Consider the following 17437-nt stretch of genomic DNA (forward strand, 5'->3'; position numbering starts at 1 on the left):
TGGCAGGGGCACGGGAGCCGGAGTGCCTGCACTCAGTTCAGCTGGTTGATCCGGATCAGGTTGCCCGACGGATCGCGGAAGGCGCAGTCGCGTACCCCGTACGGCTGGTCGGTCGGTTCCTGCACGACCTCGGCGCCGCTGGCCTGGAGCCGGTCGAAGACGCCGTCGAGGTCCTTGGTCGCGAGGGTGAGGGCGCCGAAGGTGCCCTTGGCCATCATCTCGGCGATGACCTTGCGTTCGTCGTCGGTGATCCCGGGATCGGCGGCGGGCGGGTGCAGGACGACGGACGTGGGCTGCCCGGGCGGGCCGACCGTGATCCAGCGCATCCCGTTGTACCCGACGTCGTTGCGGACCTCGAAGCCGAGCGTGTCGCGGTAGAAGGCCAGTGCCGCGTCCGGGTCGGTGTGCGGCAGGAACGCGTAGTGAATGTTGATGTCCATGCCGGTCACACTATGTGCGCGCCGATGACCGCGCTTCTCGATTCCTGATCGGTCGGGTCACCTGTTTCGTCACGCACGGCGGCACGCCCGCCATCTGCGTCGCGCCCTCGCGCCGGTAGGTGCTGGGCGGCACCCCGACCAGCTCGGTGAAGCGGGTGCTGAAGGTGCCCAGCGACGAACAGCCGACCGCGAAGCACACCTCGGTCACGCTGAGGTCGCCACGGCGCAGCAGCGCCATCGCGCGTTCCACGCGGCGCGTCATCAGGTAGCTGTACGGCGACTCGCCGTAGGCACGCCGGAACTCGCGGCTGAGGTGGCCCGCCGACATGTGCACGCTGCGAGCGAGCGCCTCGACGTCCAGCGGCTGCGCGTACTCCCGGTCGATCCGGTCGCGGACGCGACGGAGCCGCGCGAGGTCGTGCAGACGCTGTTCGTGCGCGCCGGCGGATTTGCTGGTCACGTGCCCGAAGCTACCCCACTCCCCTCGCCCGGTGCGCGACAACTGGCTCATTCGGCGCGGTGAACACGGGTGCTGTGCCAGCCACCGCTCCACGGAACGCCCGGCGACCTCCGAATTCGTCACCGTGACGTTTCGGGTGGGGGTGGGTTGGATTGCCGGTCAGCGGAGTTGTTCGAGGTCCTGGGCGGTACGCGCGAGCTCGCGCGCCAGGCGGCGCAGCTCCTCGGCGTCGGCGCCGTCCTCCGCCGCCGTCCCCACGTCCTCCGCGGCGCACCGGAGCTGGAACAGCCGGTCCTGCAGCGTGGCCAGCTCCGCCCCGGAGAGCACGACGGCGTCCTCGGGCAGACCGCCGCGCTGCACGGCGATCCGCCGCTCGTAGGCCCGCTGCCGGCACGACTGCCCGCAGTAGCGGCGTCGGCGCCCGACGGTCCCGTTCTGCTCGACCCGCTTGCCGCACCAGCCGCAGTAGTGGACCACACGCCTGCGGAGCGCGACCCCGTGTCCCGCCGGGTCGCCTGCCCCGCGCTCCTCCCCTGCGTCGTTCACGATCGAGACCCTAACCGGTCGCCCCGGGCCGCCCCGCGCGCCGCGCCGACCCGGCCCCCGGCCCGGCGAACGGTCACCCGGCGGCAACCGCCAGCACATGCCGCGGCCACGCCGGGCAGGCAGACTGGACACGTGCCGACCTCACACCCCTATCTCGCCACCCCGCTCCCCAGGGCCTTCGCCCACCGGGGCTGGCACCTGGGCGACCTCGACGGCATGGAGAACTCCCTGCCCGCGTTCCAGCGCGCCGTGGCCGAGGGGTTCGACTACGTCGAGACGGACGTGCACGCCACATCGGACGGCGTGGTCGTCGTGCACCACGACGCGCTGCTGGACCGCACGACCGACGGCACCGGTCCCATCGCGCGGCAGCGGTGGGAGACCGTGCGCAGGGCCAAGGTCGGCGGCAGGGCCGGGATCTCCCGGCTCGAGGATGTCCTGGAGGAGCTGCCCGGAGCCCGGTTCAACGTGGACGTCAAGGCGGACTCCGCCGTGGAGCCCTTCGTCCGCGTCGTCGAGCGCCTCGGCGCGTTCGACCGGGTGGCGGCCGCGGCGTTCTCCGACGCGCGGCTCGCGCGGCTGCGGAAGCTGGCCGGACCCAAGCTGATGACCTCGCTCGGGCCGCGTTCGGCGGCCGTGCTGTGGGCCAACGGCTGGCTGCCGTTCCTGCGGCTCGGGTTCCTCAGCCGGGGCGCCATGGCACAGGTCCCGGTCCGGCAGGGGCCGATGACCGTGGTCGACCGGGCGTTCCTCCGCTCTGCCCGCCGCGCGGGCGTCGAGGTGCACACGTGGACGATCGACGACAAGGCCCAGATGTGCGCACTGCTCGACCTCGGGGTCGACGGCATCGTCACCGACCGCCCCGACCTGCTCCGCGAGGTGCTCACCGAACGCGGCTGCTGGCCGACGGCGCGGTGAGTGCCGACCGAGCCGGTCACCGCTCGTGAGTGGGAAACGTCGTTAGAACCACGTTTCCCGCTCACGAGCGGGGCGGCCGGGTGGGCACGGTTCGGCCACGATCGCCCTGCCCGCCCACGCCGCGCGCGCACGCGAGCAGTAGTCTCCGCTCAGCTCGACGATCTTCTGGCAGGGAGCCCGGCATGACCACTGTTCCCGAAGGCCCGGCTCCGGTCGCCGACGTCCGCGACCGCAAGCGGGAGCAACGCGGCTGGTACTTCTACGACTGGGCGAACTCGGCGTTCTACACGTCGGTGATCACCGTGTTCGGCGCCCTGTACACCGGCTCGGTCGCCGCGCAGGACGCCCGCGCCGACATCGCCCGCAACGGCCCCACCCCGTGCGTGGACGCCCAGGGCGCCGAGAACACGCTGCAGAACTGCGACATCACGCTGTTCGGCCTGGCGTTCCCGGCGGGTTCGCTGTGGGGCTACCTGCTGTCGGCCGCGACGGTCATCCAGGTGCTGATCCTGCCGATCACGGGCGCCATCGCCGACCGCAGCCAGTACAAGAAGCGCATCCTCGGGGCGTTCGCGTTCGTCGGCGCCACCGCGTCGGCGCTGCTGTTCTTCCTCGCCGACGGGCGCTGGGAGCTCGGCGTCGTGCTCTACGTCATCGCCAACGTCGGCTACGGGGCTTCGATCGTCGTCTACTACTCGTTCCTGCCCGACATCGCGACCCCCGACGAGCGGGACAGGGTGTCGGCGCGCGGCTGGGCGTTCGGCTACCTCGGGGGCGGGCTCGCCCTGGCGTTGCAGCTCGCGTTCTACCTCAGCCGTGACGCGTTCGGGGTGAGCGAGTCGCTCGCCGTGCGGATCTGTTTCCTCAGCGCGGGCCTGTGGTGGGGACTGTTCACGCTCATCCCGCTGCGCAGGCTGCACGAGCACCAGCCGCCGCACGGCCGGGAGCGCGGCGCGTCGATCGTGCGGGCCGGTTTCTCCGAGCTGTGGCAGACGCTGCGCGCGGCGCGGGCGTTCCCGTTGACGCTGGCGTTCCTCGGCGCCTACCTCGTGTTCACCGACGGCATCTCGACGGTGGTGGCGGTGTCCGCGCAGTACGGCAAGGACGAGCTGAAGTTCGCCAACGAGGTGCTGATCACCACGATCCTCGTCATCCAGTTCGTCGCCTACCTCGGCGGGATGCTGCACGGGTTCGTCGCCCAGCGGATCGGGGCGAAGAAGACCATCCTCGGCAGCCTGCTCGTGTGGATCGTGGTGATCTGCGCCGCGTACTTCATCCAGCCGGGCAAGGAGCTGCAGTTCTACGCCGTCGCCGGCGGCATCGGCCTGGTGCTCGGCGGCACCAACGCGCTGTCGCGGTCGCTGTACAGCCAGATGATCCCCGCGGGCAAGGAGGCACAGTACTACTCCCTGTACGAGATCGGTGAACGGGGGACGTCGTGGCTGGGCCCGTTGCTGTTCGCGGGCGTCGGCCACGCCACCGGGTCGTTCCGGTACGCGATCGTCGCGCTGGCCGTGTTCTTCGTGGCGGGTTTCGTGCTGGTGGCGCTGGTGCCTGTGAGAAGGGCCATCGCGGCGGCGGGTAACCGCGAGCCCGCGGTCCTGTAGCGGCGGCGGCCGCTAGGGTGCTCGCTCGTGACCGCACTGGATGACGAGCTGGACCCCACCGATGCGCTGTCGGCGGTGCCCGCGGCGGGCGACCGTCGCGGGATGCCCGTGGCCGGGAGGCTGAAGTTCTGCTACGGGCCGATGGACTGTGGCAAGTCGACGCTGGCGCTGCAGATCGACCACAACCACGCCAGGCAGGGCAGGTGTGGCGTGCTGCTGGTGCGGCACGACCGGTCTGGTTCGGCGCGGATCACCAGCCGCATCGGCATCACCAGGGACGCGTTCGAGGTCGAGGCGGGCACCGACGTGCGGCACCTGGTGCGGCAGCTGTGGGCGCGGGGCCGCCATGTGGACTACCTCATCGTCGACGAGGCGCAGTTCCTCTCCCCCGCCCAGGTCGAGCAGCTGGCCGAGCTGGCCGACGACGCAGGGATCGACGTGTACTGCTTCGGCATCGCCACCGACTTCCGCAGCGAGCTCTTCCCGGGGGCGCGGCGGCTGTTCGAGCTGGCCGACGAGCTGCAGCCGGTGCAGGTGGAGGTGCTGTGCTGGTGTGGCCTGCCCGGGCGGTTCAACGCGCGGGTGCGGGACGGCGAGGTGCTGCGGACGGGTGAGACGGTGTTCGTGGCGGACACCGGGCAAGCCACTGGAGTGAATTCCGCTCCGACACACGAACCGATCGATTCGGCTACCGTCCGTTACCAGGTACTTTGTCGGCGCCACTTTCGTCTCGGCGATGTCGGGCCCTCGATGGCCCGGCAGGGCCAGTTGCGACTGACCTGAGTGGCGACGCTTCATAGCCCAAGTGGGGGATTATTCCCAGATAACAGGGCATGGCGCGTCACGACGAGACTGAAAACGTCTCCCATCAGAGAAAGCTGTTCCGACGGGTGACGCAGCCCATCGTGAGTAAGGACATGCTGTACCGGGAATTCCTGACCCGGTCAGTGTCGTTGCACAGGGTGAGCATCGCCCTGGCTCCCGCCTGGGAGCCGACTGAAAGGACCCATCATGGCCGACCGTGTTCTTCGTGGAAGCCGGTTGGGAGCGGTCAGTTACGAAACCGACCGCAATCACGACCTCGCCCCCCGGCGGACCGTACGCTACTCGTGCCCGAAGAACCACGAGTTCGAGGTGCCGTTCTCGGACGACGCCGAGATCCCGACCGTGTGGGAGTGCCGGCTGCACGGCACCGAGTCGGAGATCGTCGAGGGTGGCCAGGCCGAGCCCAAGGAGGTCAAGCCTCCTCGGACGCACTGGGACATGCTTCTCGAGCGGCGTTCGATTCCGGAGCTCGAGGAACTGCTGAACGAGCGGCTCGCCGAGCTCAAGGGCCGGCGCAGCCGCAGCGCGTAGCCAGGCCACCGCTCCCACCACAGGGCAGCGCCCCCGCGTCCTCTCGCCGCGGGGGCGCTGCTGTGTGCGTCCGGGCTTCCGGCTGGGCCGGTCAGGACTCCGCTGTCCGCAGCAGTGCCCGCACCGCGGGGCGGAACTCGAAGATGTACGGGAGCGCCTTGAGCTCCTCCGGCGTCACCGTGACACCACGGGCCGCGGCGAGCTCCGCCAGCCGGCTCCACGGACGGGATTCTCCGGCGTCCTCCTCGTCTCCCTCGTCCGGCAGCAGGCCTCCGACGAGAAGTTCCCGGAGCTCCTCTTCCGTGAAGCCCCGGAAGTCCGACGGGGAACCGCCGCGCTCGCCGATGGTCACACCACGCTGGTTGCCGAGGACGACGCGCTTGCCGGATTCGAGGTCGACGTACTCGTTCAGGGCGAAACTGACCTGACGGGTCGACTGGTCCCACGGAACGCGGAGACCGCACACGACCCCGAGGGCGACGACGGCTCCGTCACCGGCGGACGCGTCCGGGCCGAGCGGCAGCTCGCCCCAGCCGTCCCACGGCTGTCGGGGTGCGGGTGACCATCCACCTGCCGCGGCATCCATGGCGGAACCCCCGGTGACCGGCTCGGCTCGCCGGGCCTCAGCGGAGCCTGCGCAGCAGGGCGCGCAGCTGCTCGGCGCGGCGCCGCAGCCCCCAGGCGGCGACGAGGACGAACGCCTCGCGGACGATCGAGGAGCTCATCTTCGACTCACCGATCTCCCGGTCGGTGAAGGTGATGGGTACCTCCACGATCGTGAAGCCCTCGCGGTCGGTGCGCAGGGTCAGGTCGATCTGGAAGCAGTAGCCATGGGAGGCGACCTCGCCGAGCGCGAGCTTGCCGAGCACCTCGCGGCGGTAGGCGCGGAAGCCCGCGGTCATGTCGTTGACGGGCACGCCGAGCGCCAGGCGCGAGTAGATGTTGGCACCCCGGGACAGCAGCTCCCTGCGGAGCGGCCAGTTGACCACGCTGCCGCCGGGCACGTAGCGGGAGCCGATGACCAGGTCGGCGTCGCCGAGCGCGGCCAGGATGCGCGGCAGGTCCTCCGGCGCGTGCGAGCCGTCGGCGTCCATCTCGACGAGCGTGCGATAGTCGCGGTCCAGTCCCCAGTGGAACCCGGCGATGTAGGCGGCGCCGAGACCGGCCTTCTCCGTGCGGTGCAGGACGTGCACGCGGTCGTCGGCGGCCGCGAGCTCGTCGGCGAGCTCACCGGTGCCGTCCGGGCTCCCGTCGTCGACGACCAGCACGTCCACCTGCGGCAGCGTCGCGTGCAGGCGCTGGACGAGGGGCGTGAGGTTTTCCCGCTCGTTGTAGGTCGGGATGATCACCAGCACCGGGTCGGTCTCGTCCCTGCGCTGTGTCCCCTCCGCCATGCTGCTCCCCTTCTTCTCGCGTGTCACCGAGCGCGCCGGCCGCGCAGCCGGAGCACGGACCCGGCGGCGGCCGCGGCGAGTGCGGCTCCGGCCAGCACGTACTCGGTCCACGGGCCGAGTCGATCCGCCAGCGTAGTCTCCTGCCGCAGCGGGACGTCGGCCACCAGTGACGCCGCGGTGAACAGGCCGGTCTCCTGTTCGATACTGCCATCGGGCCGCACGATCGCGCTCACCCCACTGGTGGCCGCCACGACCACCGCCCTGCCGTGTTCGACCGCACGCAGGCGGGACATGGCGAGCTGCTGGTAGCTCATCTCCCCCGGCCCGTACCAGGCGTTGTTGGTCGGCACGACGAGCAGCCGTGCCCCGGCCCGCGTGGCGCCGCGCGCGACGTAGTCGTAGGCGGCCTCGTAGCAGATGGCCGCGCCGATGCGAGTGCCCGCGATGTCGAACACGCCGGGCTCGGTGCCCCAGCGCATGTCGCCCGTGCTGTCGACGAACGGGGTGAACCAGCGGGCGATCGTGCGCATCGGCACGTACTCGGCGAACGGGACGAGTTCCTGCTTGGCGTACCGCTCCCCCTGCCCCTGACCGGGCCACCAGGCGGCGACGGCGTTCTCCACCGCACCGTCCGGGTACTCGTAGCGGACGCCGAGCAGCGCGGGCGCGTCGAACCGGTCGACCATCGCGTCGAGGGCCGCGTCGTCGCCGACGGCGGCCGTGGCCGTCTCCGGCCACACGACCAGATCGGGCCGGGGCACCTCGCCCGCCTCGACGCGGGCGGCCAGCCGGTCGCTCTCGGCGAGGTGGTTGGCGCGGATGACGTCCCGCGCGCCGAGCAGCCCGAGGCCCAGATCGGGGGCGTTGCCCTGGACCACGGCCACGGTGCGGGTTCCGGTCTGCGCCCCGGTGCCGACGGTCGGCCACACGGCCAGCGCGGCGCACACGGGCAGCAGCGTGGTCAGCGCTGGGGCGAGCCAGGACCGGGCGGGGCGGGGTCCGTCGCGGCGGACGCGGACGAGCAGCCAGGCCAGGCCGAAGCCGGTGAGCACCACGGCGAAACCGACCAGCGGAGCGCCGCCGACCGAGGCGAGGGCGAGGAAGGCGCCCTCGGGCTGGCTGAACGCGGCCCGGCCCCACGGGAAGCCGTTGGCGGGCCAGCGGGACCGGGCGAACTCCTGCAGGAGGAACAGGAGTGCCATCCACACCGGTGGGGCGGGCAGCCTGCTGACCAGCGGCATCAGGGCGCAGGCCGCGCCGATGTACGCGGCGAGCACGGCGGAGAGCCCCAGCCACGGGCTCGGCCCGAAGTCCTCGCCGAGGAAGTCCTGGATCCACCGCAGGTGCAGGAGGTTGAACGTGAGGCCGAACGCGAAGCCGTACCCGGCGCTGCCCCACGCGCGGCGCCCGTGCAGTGCCAGTCCCAGGCCGGTGAACGCCAGCGGGGCGAGCCACCACAGCTCGCGCGGGGCGAAGCTGAGGTAGAAGACGACGCCGGAGGCGACGGCGAGCGCGAGCCTGCCCAGTACGTGCCGGGTACGACGCGTCCGTGACCCGGCAGGCGCCGGCGCGGTGCGAGCCTCCTCGGGGGCCGTGGCGATCACCCGTCCAGCCTAGGCGGGCTCGGTGAACGGACTGTCATGAGTGACCCGTTGCTGGCGAGAAATGTCCGTAACGGGTCACTCATGACAGTGCGTCGTGGACGGTCTCGCCCGCGCGGACGGTGCGCAGGCAGCGTGGCAGCGGGGCTCCGGGGTCGAGCGGCGGCAGCCCGGGCACGCGGGCGCGCGGGTCGGTGGACCAGCGCTGCACGCGGGAGTCCGGCGTCGCGACGACCAGTTCGGCCGCGTCCCACACGGCGTAGTGCGCGGGTGCGCCCGGAACGAGGCTGCCGGTGACGCCGTCGTGGACACCCGCCGCGCGGTGCCCGCCGCGGGTGTGCGCGTTGAAGGCCGCGCGGGCGGAAAGGCCGGCCCCGGGGGTGCGGTGGTGGACGGCGGCCCGCACGCTCGCCCACGGGTCGAGCGGGGTCACCGGGGCGTCGGAGCCAAAGGCGAGCACGACCCCCTCCGCGGCGAGTGCCGAGAAGGGATTGAGCCCGGCGGCCCGTTCGGCGCCCAGCCGCGTGGCGTACATGCCGCCGGAGCCGCCCCAGGCGGCGTCGAACTGCGGTTGCACGGAGGCGGCCACCCCCCACCCCGCCAGCGCGCGGGCCTGCTCGGTGTCGACCATCTCGACGTGTTCCAGCCGGTGCCTCGCCGCGGCGAGTGCCCTGCGGCCCAGCTTCTCCTCCGCCCGGCGCAGCCCTTCGACCACCTCGGCCACGGCGGCGTCCCCGATCACGTGAAAACCGGCCTGCAGGCCGGCCTCGGTGCAGGCCACGACGTGCTCGGCGATCGCGCCCGCGTCGAGGTAGCGGGCGCCCGTGGTGCCGGGCCGGTCGGCGTAGGGCTCGTGCAGCGCCGCGGTGTGCGAGCCGAGGGCGCCGTCCACGAACAGGTCTCCCGCCAGCCCGGACGCGCCGAGCCGGCGCGCGGTGTCGATCGCGCCGTGCTCGCCCCAATAGGCCACGACCTCCGGCATCCCGGGTTCGGCGGCCAGCGCCAGCAGGTCGACCAGGTCCTCCTCGCCGGAGACGTCCGGACCGGCGCACTCGTGCACGGCGACGATCCCGGCAGCGGCCGCGGCCCGCAGGAAGGCGCGCTGGGCCCGCTGCCGCTGGGCGGGGGTGACGGCGGCCCGCGCGGCGGCGCGGACCAGGTGGTGCGCCTGGCGGGTGAGCGGGCCTTCGGCCGACCAGCCGGCGGTGTCGCGGGCGCCGGGGGCGAGCTCCACGAGGGCGGTGGACACCAGCGCGGAGTGGACGTCGACCCGGCTCAGGTAGACGGGGACCTCGCCCGCGGCGGCGTCGAGCTCCGCCCGGCTCGGCAGCCGCCGGTCCCGCCAGCCGGACTCGTCCCATCCGTGCGCGAGCAGCACCTCGCCGGGCACGGTGGAGACCGCCGCCTCGCGCACGGCGGCGAGCAGGCCTGCGGCGTCGCGCACGCCGGTGAGGTCGAGCCCGGACAGGTGCAGTCCCGTCGCCGTGGCGTGCACGTGCGCGTCGACGAAGGCGGGTGCGACGAACGCGCCGTCCAGCTCGACCACCTCGGCGTCGGGGTGCAGCGCCCGGCCCGGGCCGTCCTGGCCCACCCAGACGACGGTGCCGCCGGTCACGGCCATGGCCGTGGCGTCGGGCGAGTCCGGGGTGTGGATCCGGCCGCCGACGAGCAGGGTCGTGTTGTCGTTCACGCCCCGAGTCTGCCTGGCCGCTCCCCGCTGGGCACGAGGCGGTCCCCTTGCCTGTGACCTCGTCACATAACACGACCGTAACGGCAATATTTGCTCTCAGAGGGTCCTGTGACAGGATATTTTCACGCGATCCCGACAGCTAGGAGCAGAAGTGACTGCGACCCAGACACCTGCCTCGCCCACGGCCGACACCCACGAGCAACAGCCGTACACCTACCGCCGGACCGAGCTGGTCGAACCCGACTGGCGCCGGTTCCCGGGCTGGCGGGACGTGACCGAGGCCGAATGGCGCGACGCCCAGTGGCAGCGGGTCCACTGCGTCCGCAACCTCAAGCAGCTGCGGGCGCTCATGGGCGACCTGCTGGAGGAACGGTTCTACGAGGACCTCGCGGCCGACCAGCACGACATGGCCACGATGTCGATGCTGCTGCCCCCGCAGATGCTCAACACGATGGCACCGCACGCGGGTTCCGACCCGCAGAAGGTCACCGAAGCCTTCTACGCCGACCCGATCCGCCGGTACATGCTTCCGGTGCGCAGTGACCGCGACCCGGTGTGGCCCAGCCACCCGCACTCGGAACGCGACTCGCTGCACGAGGCCGAGATGTGGGTGGTCGAGGGCCTGACCCACCGCTACCCCACCAAGGTGCTCGCCGAGCTGCTGTCCACGTGCCCGCAGTACTGCGGCCACTGCACGCGGATGGACCTGGTCGGCAACTCCACCGAACAGATCGACAAGCACAAGCTCGAACTGAAACCGGTCGACCGGCAGGACGCCATGATCGACTACCTGAAGCGCACCCCCGGGGTACGCGACGTCGTGGTCTCCGGCGGTGACGTCGCCAACGTGCCGTGGCACCAGCTGGAGGCGTTCCTCATGCGCCTGCTGGACATCGACACGGTCCGCGACATCCGCCTCGCCACGAAGGCGCTGGCCGGCCTGCCGCAGCACTGGCTGCAGCCGAAGGTCGTGGAAGGCCTCGAGCGGGTCGCCGGGACCGCGCACCGCCGCGGGGTGAACCTCGCCATCCACACGCACGTCAACCACGCGCAGTCGGTGACCCCGCTGGTGGCCGAGGCGTCCCGCACCGCCCTCGACGTCGGGGTGCGCGACGTCCGCAACCAGGGCGTGCTGATGCGCGGGGTGAACGCGACCCAGGAGCAGCTGCTGGACCTGTGCTTCGCGCTGCAGGGCGAGGCGAACATCCTGCCGTACTACTTCTACATGTGCGACATGATCCCGAACGCCGAGCACTGGCGGCTCGCCGTGTGGGAGGCGCAGGAGCTGCAGCACGCGATCATGGGTTACCTGCCCGGCTACGCCACCCCGCGGATCGTGTGCGACGTGCCCTACGTCGGCAAGCGCTGGGTGCACCAGCTCGCCGAGTACGACCGGGAACGCGGCGTCTCGTACTGGACGAAGAACTACCGCACCGGCATCGAGCTGGACGACCCCGAGGCGCTGCGCCGCCGCTACCCCTACTACGACCCGATCTCCACACTTCCCGAGGCGGGCAGGCAGTGGTGGGCGGACCAGCGCTGAGCCAGGGCTGAGCCACATCCGCGCCGGTGCCGTGCCCGGTCCCCGCTCGTGCGTGGGAAACGTGGTGAGAACCACGCTCCCCACGCACGAGCGGGGCGGGCGCTAGAAGTGGTGCACCAGGTCGGTGAACCGCGGCAGGTGCAGCACGCCGTCGTCGGCGGGGTCCAGCTCGTCGTGTTCGAGCACCCAGGTGTTGTCGTTCGGGATGAACACCGCGCCCAGCCCCGCCTGCCGGGCAGGCAGGATGTCGGACTTCGGTGAGTTGCCGATCATCCAGGTGCGCTCGGGCGCCAGCGACTCCGCCTCGGTGAGCTGCCAGTAGGTGTCGGCGTTCTTCTCGGCGACGATGTGCACGCTGCGGAAGTGCCGTTCCAGCCGGGAGACGTCGAGCTTGCGCCGCTGCTCGGCCGGATCCCCCTTGGTGAGCAACAACAGTTCGTGCCGCTGCCCGAGCGCGGTCAGCGTCTCGGCCACACCGGGCACCAGCTCGACCCGGTTCTCCAGCAGGGCGGCGGCCAGCTCGTCGATCCTGCGGTGCTCGGCCTCGGTCGCCTCGCGCTCGCGCAACCGGGTCAGGCACTCGCGCAGGCTGCGGAGGAACACCCTGCTGCCGTAGCCGTGCACGGCGGAGTTCGCCCGCTCGATGTCGTCGAGGATCGCGCGGATCTCGCCGCGGTCGAGGGTGGGATGCGCCAGCCAGTCGAGGAAGTCGTCGATCACGCGCTCGAACAGGACGTTGTTCTCCCACAACGTGTCGTCGGCGTCGAAGATCAGCACCTGGTTGTCGCGGCGGCGCATCGCTGTCCTCCCCTCGGTCCGCGGGACGCCGGAGTGTACCCATGGGACGGTGACCGAGAGCCACCGGTTTTCCCTAGACTGGTCGCGATGCTCAGACTGCGCTGGTGGCTTGGAGCGATCGCGCTCGTCGGGGTCGCCGCGCTCGTCGCCGTGTTCGTCATCGTCGGCGACGACGCCCCCGGTCCCGTCGATCCACCCGGCCCACCCGGAACGGGCCCGCTGACGATCGTGTCGATGGGCGACAGCACACTCTCCGGCGAGGGCGCGGGCGACTACACCCCCGCCACCGACGGCAAGGACGGCAACTGGTGCCATCGCTCCCCCCATGCCGAGGTGCACCAGATCGAGCTGCCCGGCATCACCGAGTCGGTCAACTTCGCCTGCTCCGGCGCGCCGTCCGCGCACGTCGCCCTCGGCGACGTCGAGCAGTGGACCGAGCCGTCGCAGTCGCAGCAGCTGGCGGAGCTGACCGAGACGCACCGGGTGGCCGCGGTCGTGGTCGCGGTGGGCGCCAACGACGATCCCCAGTTCTCCCGGCTGATCTCCGAGTGCTTCACCGCGTGGTTCATGTCCGAGCGCGCGCCTTGCAGCGACCAGATCAAGCGTGACTGGCAGGCCCGGATCGACGCGATGGTGCCCAAGGTCGCCGGCGCGCTGAAGGACATCAGGAAGGTGCTGCGCGACCGGGGCTACTCCGACGAGGACTACGAGCTGGTGCTGCAGTCCTACGCGGCACCGATCGGGCCGGACATGCCCGAGCGGCTGCGCAACCTCGACGGCTGCCCCTTCCGCAAGGAGGACCTGCACTGGATCAGCGACGGCGGCACCGCCACGCTCTCGGCGGGCCTGCGCACCGCGGCCGAACAGGCGGGCGCCCGCTTCCTGGATCTGTCCCGGGCAGGCCGGGGACACCAGGCGTGCAGTGGCGGCGACGATCCCAGCTCCGAGTGGTTCACCCGGTTCACCGTCCAGTGGGACTACCTGAAGTCCGTCGACCGGGCGTCGCACGCACTGGCGGAGTCGTTCCACCCGAACGCCCGCGGCCACGCGCAGTTCGCCCGCTGCGTCAGCGAGTTCCTGGTCACCGACGACGATGCGGCCGCCTGCCTGGAGGGTGAGGACGGCAACCTGCACCCGGCCCGCTCGGTGCTGGCCGGGTGAACGCCGCCGCCCGCTACAGGTCCAGGGCCGCCCGCAGCGCGCTGTCGATCTGCTCCTGCACGTCGGTGCCGATCGCCGCGACGTACTCGCCCAGCCACGGCCGGTACACGCGCGTCAGGTTGAGGGTGGACACCCAGTAGCGGCCGTCCACCGCCACCCCGAGGATGTCCCTCGGGTCGTCCTCGAGCAGTTCGGTGCCCAGCAGCCAGGGTCGCTCGGAGTCGTTGACCCCGTCGGAGGACAGCAGCAGCACCGAGCGGGAGCGCTCCGGCTGGGTCGGCGGGTGGTAGGTCCAGACCTCACCCCTGCGCACGCAGGCGCTCCAGCGCGGTCGCGACCTCCTGCTCGTCGGCTCGCGCCAGTGCGGCCGCGTGCTCGGTGTGCTCCCCGCCCCCCGCACGCGCACCGGAGCCGGCCCAGTAGCCGGTACGCACGGCCTCGCGCCGGGCCGCCTTCGACAGCCACGACGACACCGACACCCCGTGCGCCTTCGCGGCCCGTTCGGCGAACTCCAGCGCTCCCGCGTCCAGCGAGAGCGTCACCTTGCGCGTTGCCATATCTTTCATCGTACCGTTCGCCCGGCCCTAGAGGGTCGGCGAACGGCCCTCGAACGGCGTCGAAAGCACCACCGTGGTCCGGGTGGACACCTTCGCCGACTCCCGGATGCGGCGCAGCAGGTCCTCCAGCGCCAGCGGTGACGCCACCCGCACCAGCAGGATGTACGACTCGTCCCCGGCCACCGAGTAACACGACTCGATCTCGCGGATGTGCTCCAGGCGCTGCGGGTAGTCGTCGGGTGCGGCGGGGTCGTTCGGCGTGAGCGAGATGAGCGCGGTGAGCGGCAGGCCGATCTGCTCGCCGTCGAGCTTGGCCGTGTAACCGCGGATGACGCCCCGCTGCTCCAGCCGCCGTACCCGCTGGTGCACCGCGGACACCGAGAGCCCCACCCGCTCGGCGAGGTCGGTGAAGCTGCGCCTGCCGTCCGCCGCGAGCTCGCGCACGATCGCCTGGTCGAGCGGTTCGAGCGAGCCGTTGCTCATGAGTCGAGCACGACGAGCTCGTGCGGCCGGTTGTTCAGCGGCTCGGCGCCGTCCGTGGTCACGACGACGATGTCCTCGATGCGCGCGCCCCAGCGGCCGGGCTGGTAGATGCCGGGCTCGACGCTGAACGCCATCCCCTGCTCCAGCGGCAGGTCGTTGCCGCCCATCACGTAGGGCTCCTCGTGCACGTCCAGGCCGATGCCGTGCCCGGTGCGGTGGATGAAGTACTCGCCGAGACCGGCCTCCGCGATGATCCCGCGGGCGACGTCGTCGATGTGTCCCGCGCTCACCCCGGGCCGCACGGCCTCGACGGCCGCCCGCTGCGCCCGCTGGAGCACCGCGTAGGTGTCGGCCACGTCGGCGTCCCTGGGCTCGCCGACCGCGTAGGTGCGGGTGGAGTCGGAGTTGTAGCCCTCCGGGATCGGGCCGCCGATGTCGACCACGACGACATCGCCGCGTTCGATCACACGATCCGAGACGTCGTGGTGCGGGCTGGCGCCGTGCGGGCCCGAGCCGACGATCACGAACTCGGCCTCGGTGTGCCCCTCCGCCACGATGGCGGCCGCGATGTCGGCTCCCACCTGCGCCTCGGTGCGGCCCGGGCGCAGCCACTCGCCCATCCGCGCGTGCACGCGGTCGATCGCCTCGCCCGCCTTGCGCAGGGCGGCGATCTCGGCGGCGTCCTTGCGCATCCGCAGTTCCCGCAGCACCGGACCGGCCAGCCGCTGCTCGGCGCCCGGCAGCGCGCGGCGCAGCGCCAGGACGTGCAACGCGACCATGGTGTCGCTGACCGCGACCCGGCCGGGGCTGCCGAGCCGGTCGGCCACGAGCCGGTAGGGGTCGTCGCCGTCCACCCAGGTGACCAGCTCGACGCCGAGGTCGTCGGTGGGCACGGCGGCGTAGCCGGGTGCCTCCAGCCTGGGCAGCACCAGCGCGGGCGGCGAACCGTCCGCGGGCAGGACGAGCGTGGTCAGTCGTTCGAACGAGCCGCCCGCCTGGCCGAGCAGGTACCGCAGGTCCGAACCGGGCGCGATGAGCAACGCGTCCGTCCCGGCGTCCGCGGCGACGCGACGGGCGCGGTCGAGGCGGGCGCGGAGGCTGGCGGGGTCGGGGGCGGGTGCGGAACGGCTCGACATGACCATGAGCCTAGTGCCCTCGCGGTGGGGCGCCGCCGAAGCCCGCCGGTGCCGACCGCGCGGCGGCGTGTCGGCGGTCGGCCGTTCGTGGCACGCTGTGCGGGTGACCGCTCCCCTCGCTCTGCTGGACGCCGCGAGCCTGTACTTCCGGTCGTACTTCGCGCTGCCCGAGTCGATGACCGCGCCCGACGGCACACCGGTGAACGCGGTCCGCGGGTTCGCCGACACGCTGGCCAGGATCCTCACCGACCGCAGGCCCGGCCGCCTGGTGGCGTGCCTGGACGCGGACTGGCGCCCGCAGTTCCGGGTGGACCTGCTGCCCAGCTACAAGGCACACCGCGTGGCCGAGACCGGTGCCGGAGGGCCGGACGTCGAGGAGGTGCCCGACACGCTCACCCCGCAGGTGCCGGTCATCCTCGAACTACTGGAGGCGGTCGGGCTGGCGACGGCGGAGGCCGCCGGGTACGAGGCCGACGACGTGATCGGCACCCTGGCCACGCGGGAGGACGCCGACCCGGTCGAGGTGGTCACCGGAGACCGCGACCTGTTCCAGCTGGTCCGGGCCGAGCCCACCCCGGTGTCGGTGATCTACGTCGGCAAGGGCTGGGCGAAGGCGGAGGTGCTCGGCCCGGCCGAGGTGGCCGCCCGCTACGGCGTGCCGGTGGACAGCGCCGGGCCCGCCTACGCCGACATGGCCGCGCTGCGGGGCGACCCCTCGGACGGGCTGCCCGGCGTCGCCGGGATCGGCGAGAAGACCGCGGCGAAGCTGATCACCCAGTTCGGCTCGCTGGAGGCGCTGCTCAAGGCGGCCCGGGACGAGAGCCCGGAGGTTCCGGTGAAGACCAGGACGCGGCTGGCCGAGGCCGCCGAGTACCTCGCGGCGGCGCCCACCGTGGTGCGGGTGGCGCCGGACGCCCCGGTCGTGCTGTCCGGGGACGACCGGGTGCCCCCGGCGCCCGCCGATCCCGACCGGGTCGCGGCGCTCGCCGAGCGCTGGAACCTCGGCGGCTCCGTGGACCGCCTGCTCAAGGCCCTGTCCGGCTGAGTTCAGCGGTCACGGCGGTCACGGCGGTCACGGCGGTGGCGGCGGGCGAAGGCGGTCCAGCGGATGTCCCTGCCGAACCAGCCCGCCTGCTGGCCCGCCCTGGTGTCCCTGCGCGTGTCCCGCACGTCGGCCCACATCGAGCCGGAGTCGCGGAGCCGGTGTCCCCGGCTCCGCGCGCGCAGGTCGATCAGGAAGGCCGGCAGCAGGACGAACACGACGATGCCGAGCAGCACCCAGAGCACCGGACTCATCGCTCACCCCCTGACGCGGGTCAGGCCGGTTCGGGCTGGCCCACCTCGTACCGTCCCTCGGCGTCGGTGACGGTGATCGTCACCGTGTGCGGCTCGCCTCCGATCAGGGCGTCGCAGTCGAAGGTGTTGCCCGGCTCGACCTCCTGGTCGGCGGGGCAGTCGACCGAGCGGACGTCCCGTACTTCGTACGATTCGGTCAGCAGCCGCTGCACGTCGTTCTCCATGACCGCGGCGTTGAACACCTTCGTGATCGCCGTGGTGGTGGTCGGTGACGGCGCACTGGTGGTGGCGTCGTCGGCCAGTTCGGTGGCCGTCACGGTCTCGGTGACACCCGGCGCGCTCGGGGACGTCTCCGGGGGCGTGACGTCGTCCCTGGCGCAGGCGCCGACCAGGAGCAGCACCAGCGCGGCTCCCGAGACCATCCGTCGCGTATCGCGTACCCGCAAACCGG

General features: G+C 72.2%; 21 protein-coding genes. 7 read left to right on the forward strand and 14 right to left on the reverse strand.

Going from position 1 to position 17437, the window contains the following annotated elements:
• Positions 1-32: 32 nt before the first annotated feature.
• The 3 genes from B0I33_RS23200 to B0I33_RS23210 form a co-directional block, all read right to left on the reverse strand.
• Positions 33-440 (reverse strand): VOC family protein, encoded by a 408-nt coding sequence (locus B0I33_RS23200; RefSeq protein ID WP_106181157.1) that lies wholly within the window; start codon positions 438-440, stop codon positions 33-35.
• 10 nt (positions 441-450) lie between these two features.
• Entirely contained in the window at positions 451-900 is a 450-nt protein-coding gene (locus B0I33_RS23205) for a helix-turn-helix transcriptional regulator (RefSeq protein WP_245900963.1), read from the reverse strand.
• Positions 901-1059: 159 nt separating this feature from the next.
• Complete coding sequence (locus B0I33_RS23210; RefSeq protein ID WP_245900992.1) at positions 1060-1377, reverse strand: hypothetical protein; 318 nt, start codon at positions 1375-1377, stop codon at positions 1060-1062.
• A gap of 201 nt (positions 1378-1578) precedes the next feature.
• Here B0I33_RS23210 and B0I33_RS23215 point away from each other — a divergent pair, with 201 nt between their 5' ends.
• From B0I33_RS23215 to B0I33_RS23230, 4 genes are all read left to right on the forward strand, one after another.
• Positions 1579-2364, forward strand: a complete 786-nt coding sequence (locus tag B0I33_RS23215; protein ID WP_106180976.1) for a glycerophosphodiester phosphodiesterase family protein — start codon at positions 1579-1581, stop codon at positions 2362-2364.
• Between the two features lie 182 nt (positions 2365-2546).
• Positions 2547-3971 (forward strand): MFS transporter, encoded by a 1425-nt coding sequence (locus B0I33_RS23220; RefSeq protein ID WP_106180977.1) that lies wholly within the window; start codon positions 2547-2549, stop codon positions 3969-3971.
• A 27-nt stretch (positions 3972-3998) separates the two neighbouring features.
• Positions 3999-4754, forward strand: a complete 756-nt coding sequence (locus B0I33_RS23225) for a thymidine kinase (RefSeq protein WP_106180978.1) — start codon at positions 3999-4001, stop codon at positions 4752-4754.
• Positions 4755-4982: 228 nt separating this feature from the next.
• Positions 4983-5327, forward strand: a complete 345-nt coding sequence (locus B0I33_RS23230; RefSeq protein WP_106180979.1) for an RNA polymerase-binding protein RbpA — start codon at positions 4983-4985, stop codon at positions 5325-5327.
• A gap of 91 nt (positions 5328-5418) precedes the next feature.
• On the opposite strand, the gene B0I33_RS23235 is transcribed toward B0I33_RS23230, so the two are convergent.
• The 4 genes from B0I33_RS23235 to B0I33_RS23250 all read right to left on the reverse strand — a co-directional run bounded on the left by B0I33_RS23235 (position 5419) and on the right by B0I33_RS23250 (position 10012).
• Positions 5419-5913, reverse strand: coding sequence for a hypothetical protein (locus B0I33_RS23235; protein ID WP_106180980.1), 495 nt, complete (start codon positions 5911-5913; stop codon positions 5419-5421).
• Between the two features lie 37 nt (positions 5914-5950).
• On the reverse strand, positions 5951-6721 hold the full coding sequence (locus B0I33_RS23240; protein WP_106180981.1) for a polyprenol monophosphomannose synthase: 771 nt from the start codon (positions 6719-6721) through the stop codon (positions 5951-5953).
• Positions 6722-6744: 23 nt separating this feature from the next.
• A complete protein-coding gene (gene lnt, locus B0I33_RS23245; protein WP_106180982.1) occupies positions 6745-8325 on the reverse strand; it encodes an apolipoprotein N-acyltransferase in 1581 nt (526 codons plus the stop codon).
• Positions 8326-8404: 79 nt separating this feature from the next.
• The gene (locus B0I33_RS23250) at positions 8405-10012 is read right to left on the reverse strand and encodes an amidohydrolase (RefSeq protein ID WP_245900965.1); all 1608 of its coding nucleotides are present in this window, start codon (positions 10010-10012) and stop codon (positions 8405-8407) included.
• A 151-nt stretch (positions 10013-10163) separates the two neighbouring features.
• On the opposite strand from B0I33_RS23250, the gene B0I33_RS23255 reads away from it, so the two are divergent.
• Positions 10164-11555: a KamA family radical SAM protein gene (locus B0I33_RS23255; protein ID WP_106180983.1), complete on the forward strand. Its 1392-nt coding sequence runs from the start codon at positions 10164-10166 to the stop codon at positions 11553-11555.
• Between the two features lie 102 nt (positions 11556-11657).
• Here B0I33_RS23255 and B0I33_RS23260 read toward each other — a convergent pair whose 3' ends face one another.
• Positions 11658-12353 (reverse strand): HAD family hydrolase, encoded by a 696-nt coding sequence (locus B0I33_RS23260; RefSeq protein WP_106180984.1) that lies wholly within the window; start codon positions 12351-12353, stop codon positions 11658-11660.
• Between the two features lie 87 nt (positions 12354-12440).
• Here B0I33_RS23260 and B0I33_RS23265 point away from each other — a divergent pair, with 87 nt between their 5' ends.
• Positions 12441-13514: a GDSL-type esterase/lipase family protein gene (locus B0I33_RS23265; RefSeq protein WP_106180985.1), complete on the forward strand. Its 1074-nt coding sequence runs from the start codon at positions 12441-12443 to the stop codon at positions 13512-13514.
• 13 nt (positions 13515-13527) lie between these two features.
• Here the strand turns inward: B0I33_RS23265 and B0I33_RS23270 are convergent, their stop codons facing one another.
• From B0I33_RS23270 to B0I33_RS23285, 4 genes are read right to left on the reverse strand one after another with little or no spacing between them, the layout of a single operon-like run.
• Complete coding sequence (locus B0I33_RS23270) at positions 13528-13827, reverse strand: hypothetical protein (RefSeq protein WP_106180986.1); 300 nt, start codon at positions 13825-13827, stop codon at positions 13528-13530.
• On the reverse strand, positions 13814-14071 hold the full coding sequence (locus tag B0I33_RS23275; RefSeq protein WP_106180987.1) for a hypothetical protein: 258 nt from the start codon (positions 14069-14071) through the stop codon (positions 13814-13816). The genes B0I33_RS23270 and B0I33_RS23275 overlap by 14 nt, the downstream gene beginning before the upstream one ends.
• A 27-nt stretch (positions 14072-14098) precedes the next feature.
• Positions 14099-14554: an Lrp/AsnC family transcriptional regulator gene (locus B0I33_RS23280; protein WP_106180988.1), complete on the reverse strand. Its 456-nt coding sequence runs from the start codon at positions 14552-14554 to the stop codon at positions 14099-14101.
• The gene (locus B0I33_RS23285; protein ID WP_106181159.1) at positions 14551-15690 is read right to left on the reverse strand and encodes a M24 family metallopeptidase; all 1140 of its coding nucleotides are present in this window, start codon (positions 15688-15690) and stop codon (positions 14551-14553) included. Before B0I33_RS23285 ends, B0I33_RS23280 begins: the two co-directional genes overlap by 4 nt.
• Before the next feature lie 103 nt (positions 15691-15793).
• Here B0I33_RS23285 and B0I33_RS23290 point away from each other — a divergent pair, with 103 nt between their 5' ends.
• On the forward strand, positions 15794-16735 hold the full coding sequence (locus tag B0I33_RS23290) for a 5'-3' exonuclease (RefSeq protein WP_106181160.1): 942 nt from the start codon (positions 15794-15796) through the stop codon (positions 16733-16735).
• A gap of 2 nt (positions 16736-16737) precedes the next feature.
• On the opposite strand, the gene B0I33_RS23295 is transcribed toward B0I33_RS23290, so the two are convergent.
• Positions 16738-16986 carry a hypothetical protein gene (locus tag B0I33_RS23295; protein ID WP_106180989.1) on the reverse strand — a complete coding sequence of 83 codons (249 nt, stop codon included), beginning with the start codon at positions 16984-16986 and terminating at the stop codon, positions 16738-16740.
• A 20-nt stretch (positions 16987-17006) separates the two neighbouring features.
• Positions 17007-17408, reverse strand: coding sequence for a DUF4333 domain-containing protein (locus B0I33_RS23300; RefSeq protein ID WP_106180990.1), 402 nt, complete (start codon positions 17406-17408; stop codon positions 17007-17009).
• Positions 17409-17437: the final 29 nt, after the last annotated feature.

This window comes from Prauserella shujinwangii (assembly GCF_003001955.1).
In the GTDB taxonomy this organism is placed as follows: domain Bacteria; phylum Actinomycetota; class Actinomycetes; order Mycobacteriales; family Pseudonocardiaceae; genus Qaidamihabitans; species Qaidamihabitans shujinwangii.

Coding starts and splice junctions, on each gene's coding strand:
- B0I33_RS23265 (WP_106180985.1), top strand. CDS start 12,441: ATGCTCAGACTGCGCTGGTGGCTTGGAGCGATCGCGCTCGTCGGGGTC.
- B0I33_RS23275 (WP_106180987.1), bottom strand. CDS start 14,071: ATGGCAACGCGCAAGGTGACGCTCTCGCTGGACGCGGGAGCGCTGGAG.
- B0I33_RS23240 (WP_106180981.1), bottom strand. CDS start 6,721: ATGGCGGAGGGGACACAGCGCAGGGACGAGACCGACCCGGTGCTGGTG.
- B0I33_RS23220 (WP_106180977.1), top strand. CDS start 2,547: ATGACCACTGTTCCCGAAGGCCCGGCTCCGGTCGCCGACGTCCGCGAC.
- B0I33_RS23260 (WP_106180984.1), bottom strand. CDS start 12,353: ATGCGCCGCCGCGACAACCAGGTGCTGATCTTCGACGCCGACGACACG.
- B0I33_RS23295 (WP_106180989.1), bottom strand. CDS start 16,986: ATGAGTCCGGTGCTCTGGGTGCTGCTCGGCATCGTCGTGTTCGTCCTG.
- B0I33_RS23230 (WP_106180979.1), top strand. CDS start 4,983: ATGGCCGACCGTGTTCTTCGTGGAAGCCGGTTGGGAGCGGTCAGTTAC.
- B0I33_RS23200 (WP_106181157.1), bottom strand. CDS start 440: ATGGACATCAACATTCACTACGCGTTCCTGCCGCACACCGACCCGGAC.
- B0I33_RS23280 (WP_106180988.1), bottom strand. CDS start 14,554: ATGAGCAACGGCTCGCTCGAACCGCTCGACCAGGCGATCGTGCGCGAG.
- B0I33_RS23235 (WP_106180980.1), bottom strand. CDS start 5,913: ATGGATGCCGCGGCAGGTGGATGGTCACCCGCACCCCGACAGCCGTGG.
- B0I33_RS23300 (WP_106180990.1), bottom strand. CDS start 17,408: ATGGTCTCGGGAGCCGCGCTGGTGCTGCTCCTGGTCGGCGCCTGCGCC.
- B0I33_RS23285 (WP_106181159.1), bottom strand. CDS start 15,690: ATGTCGAGCCGTTCCGCACCCGCCCCCGACCCCGCCAGCCTCCGCGCC.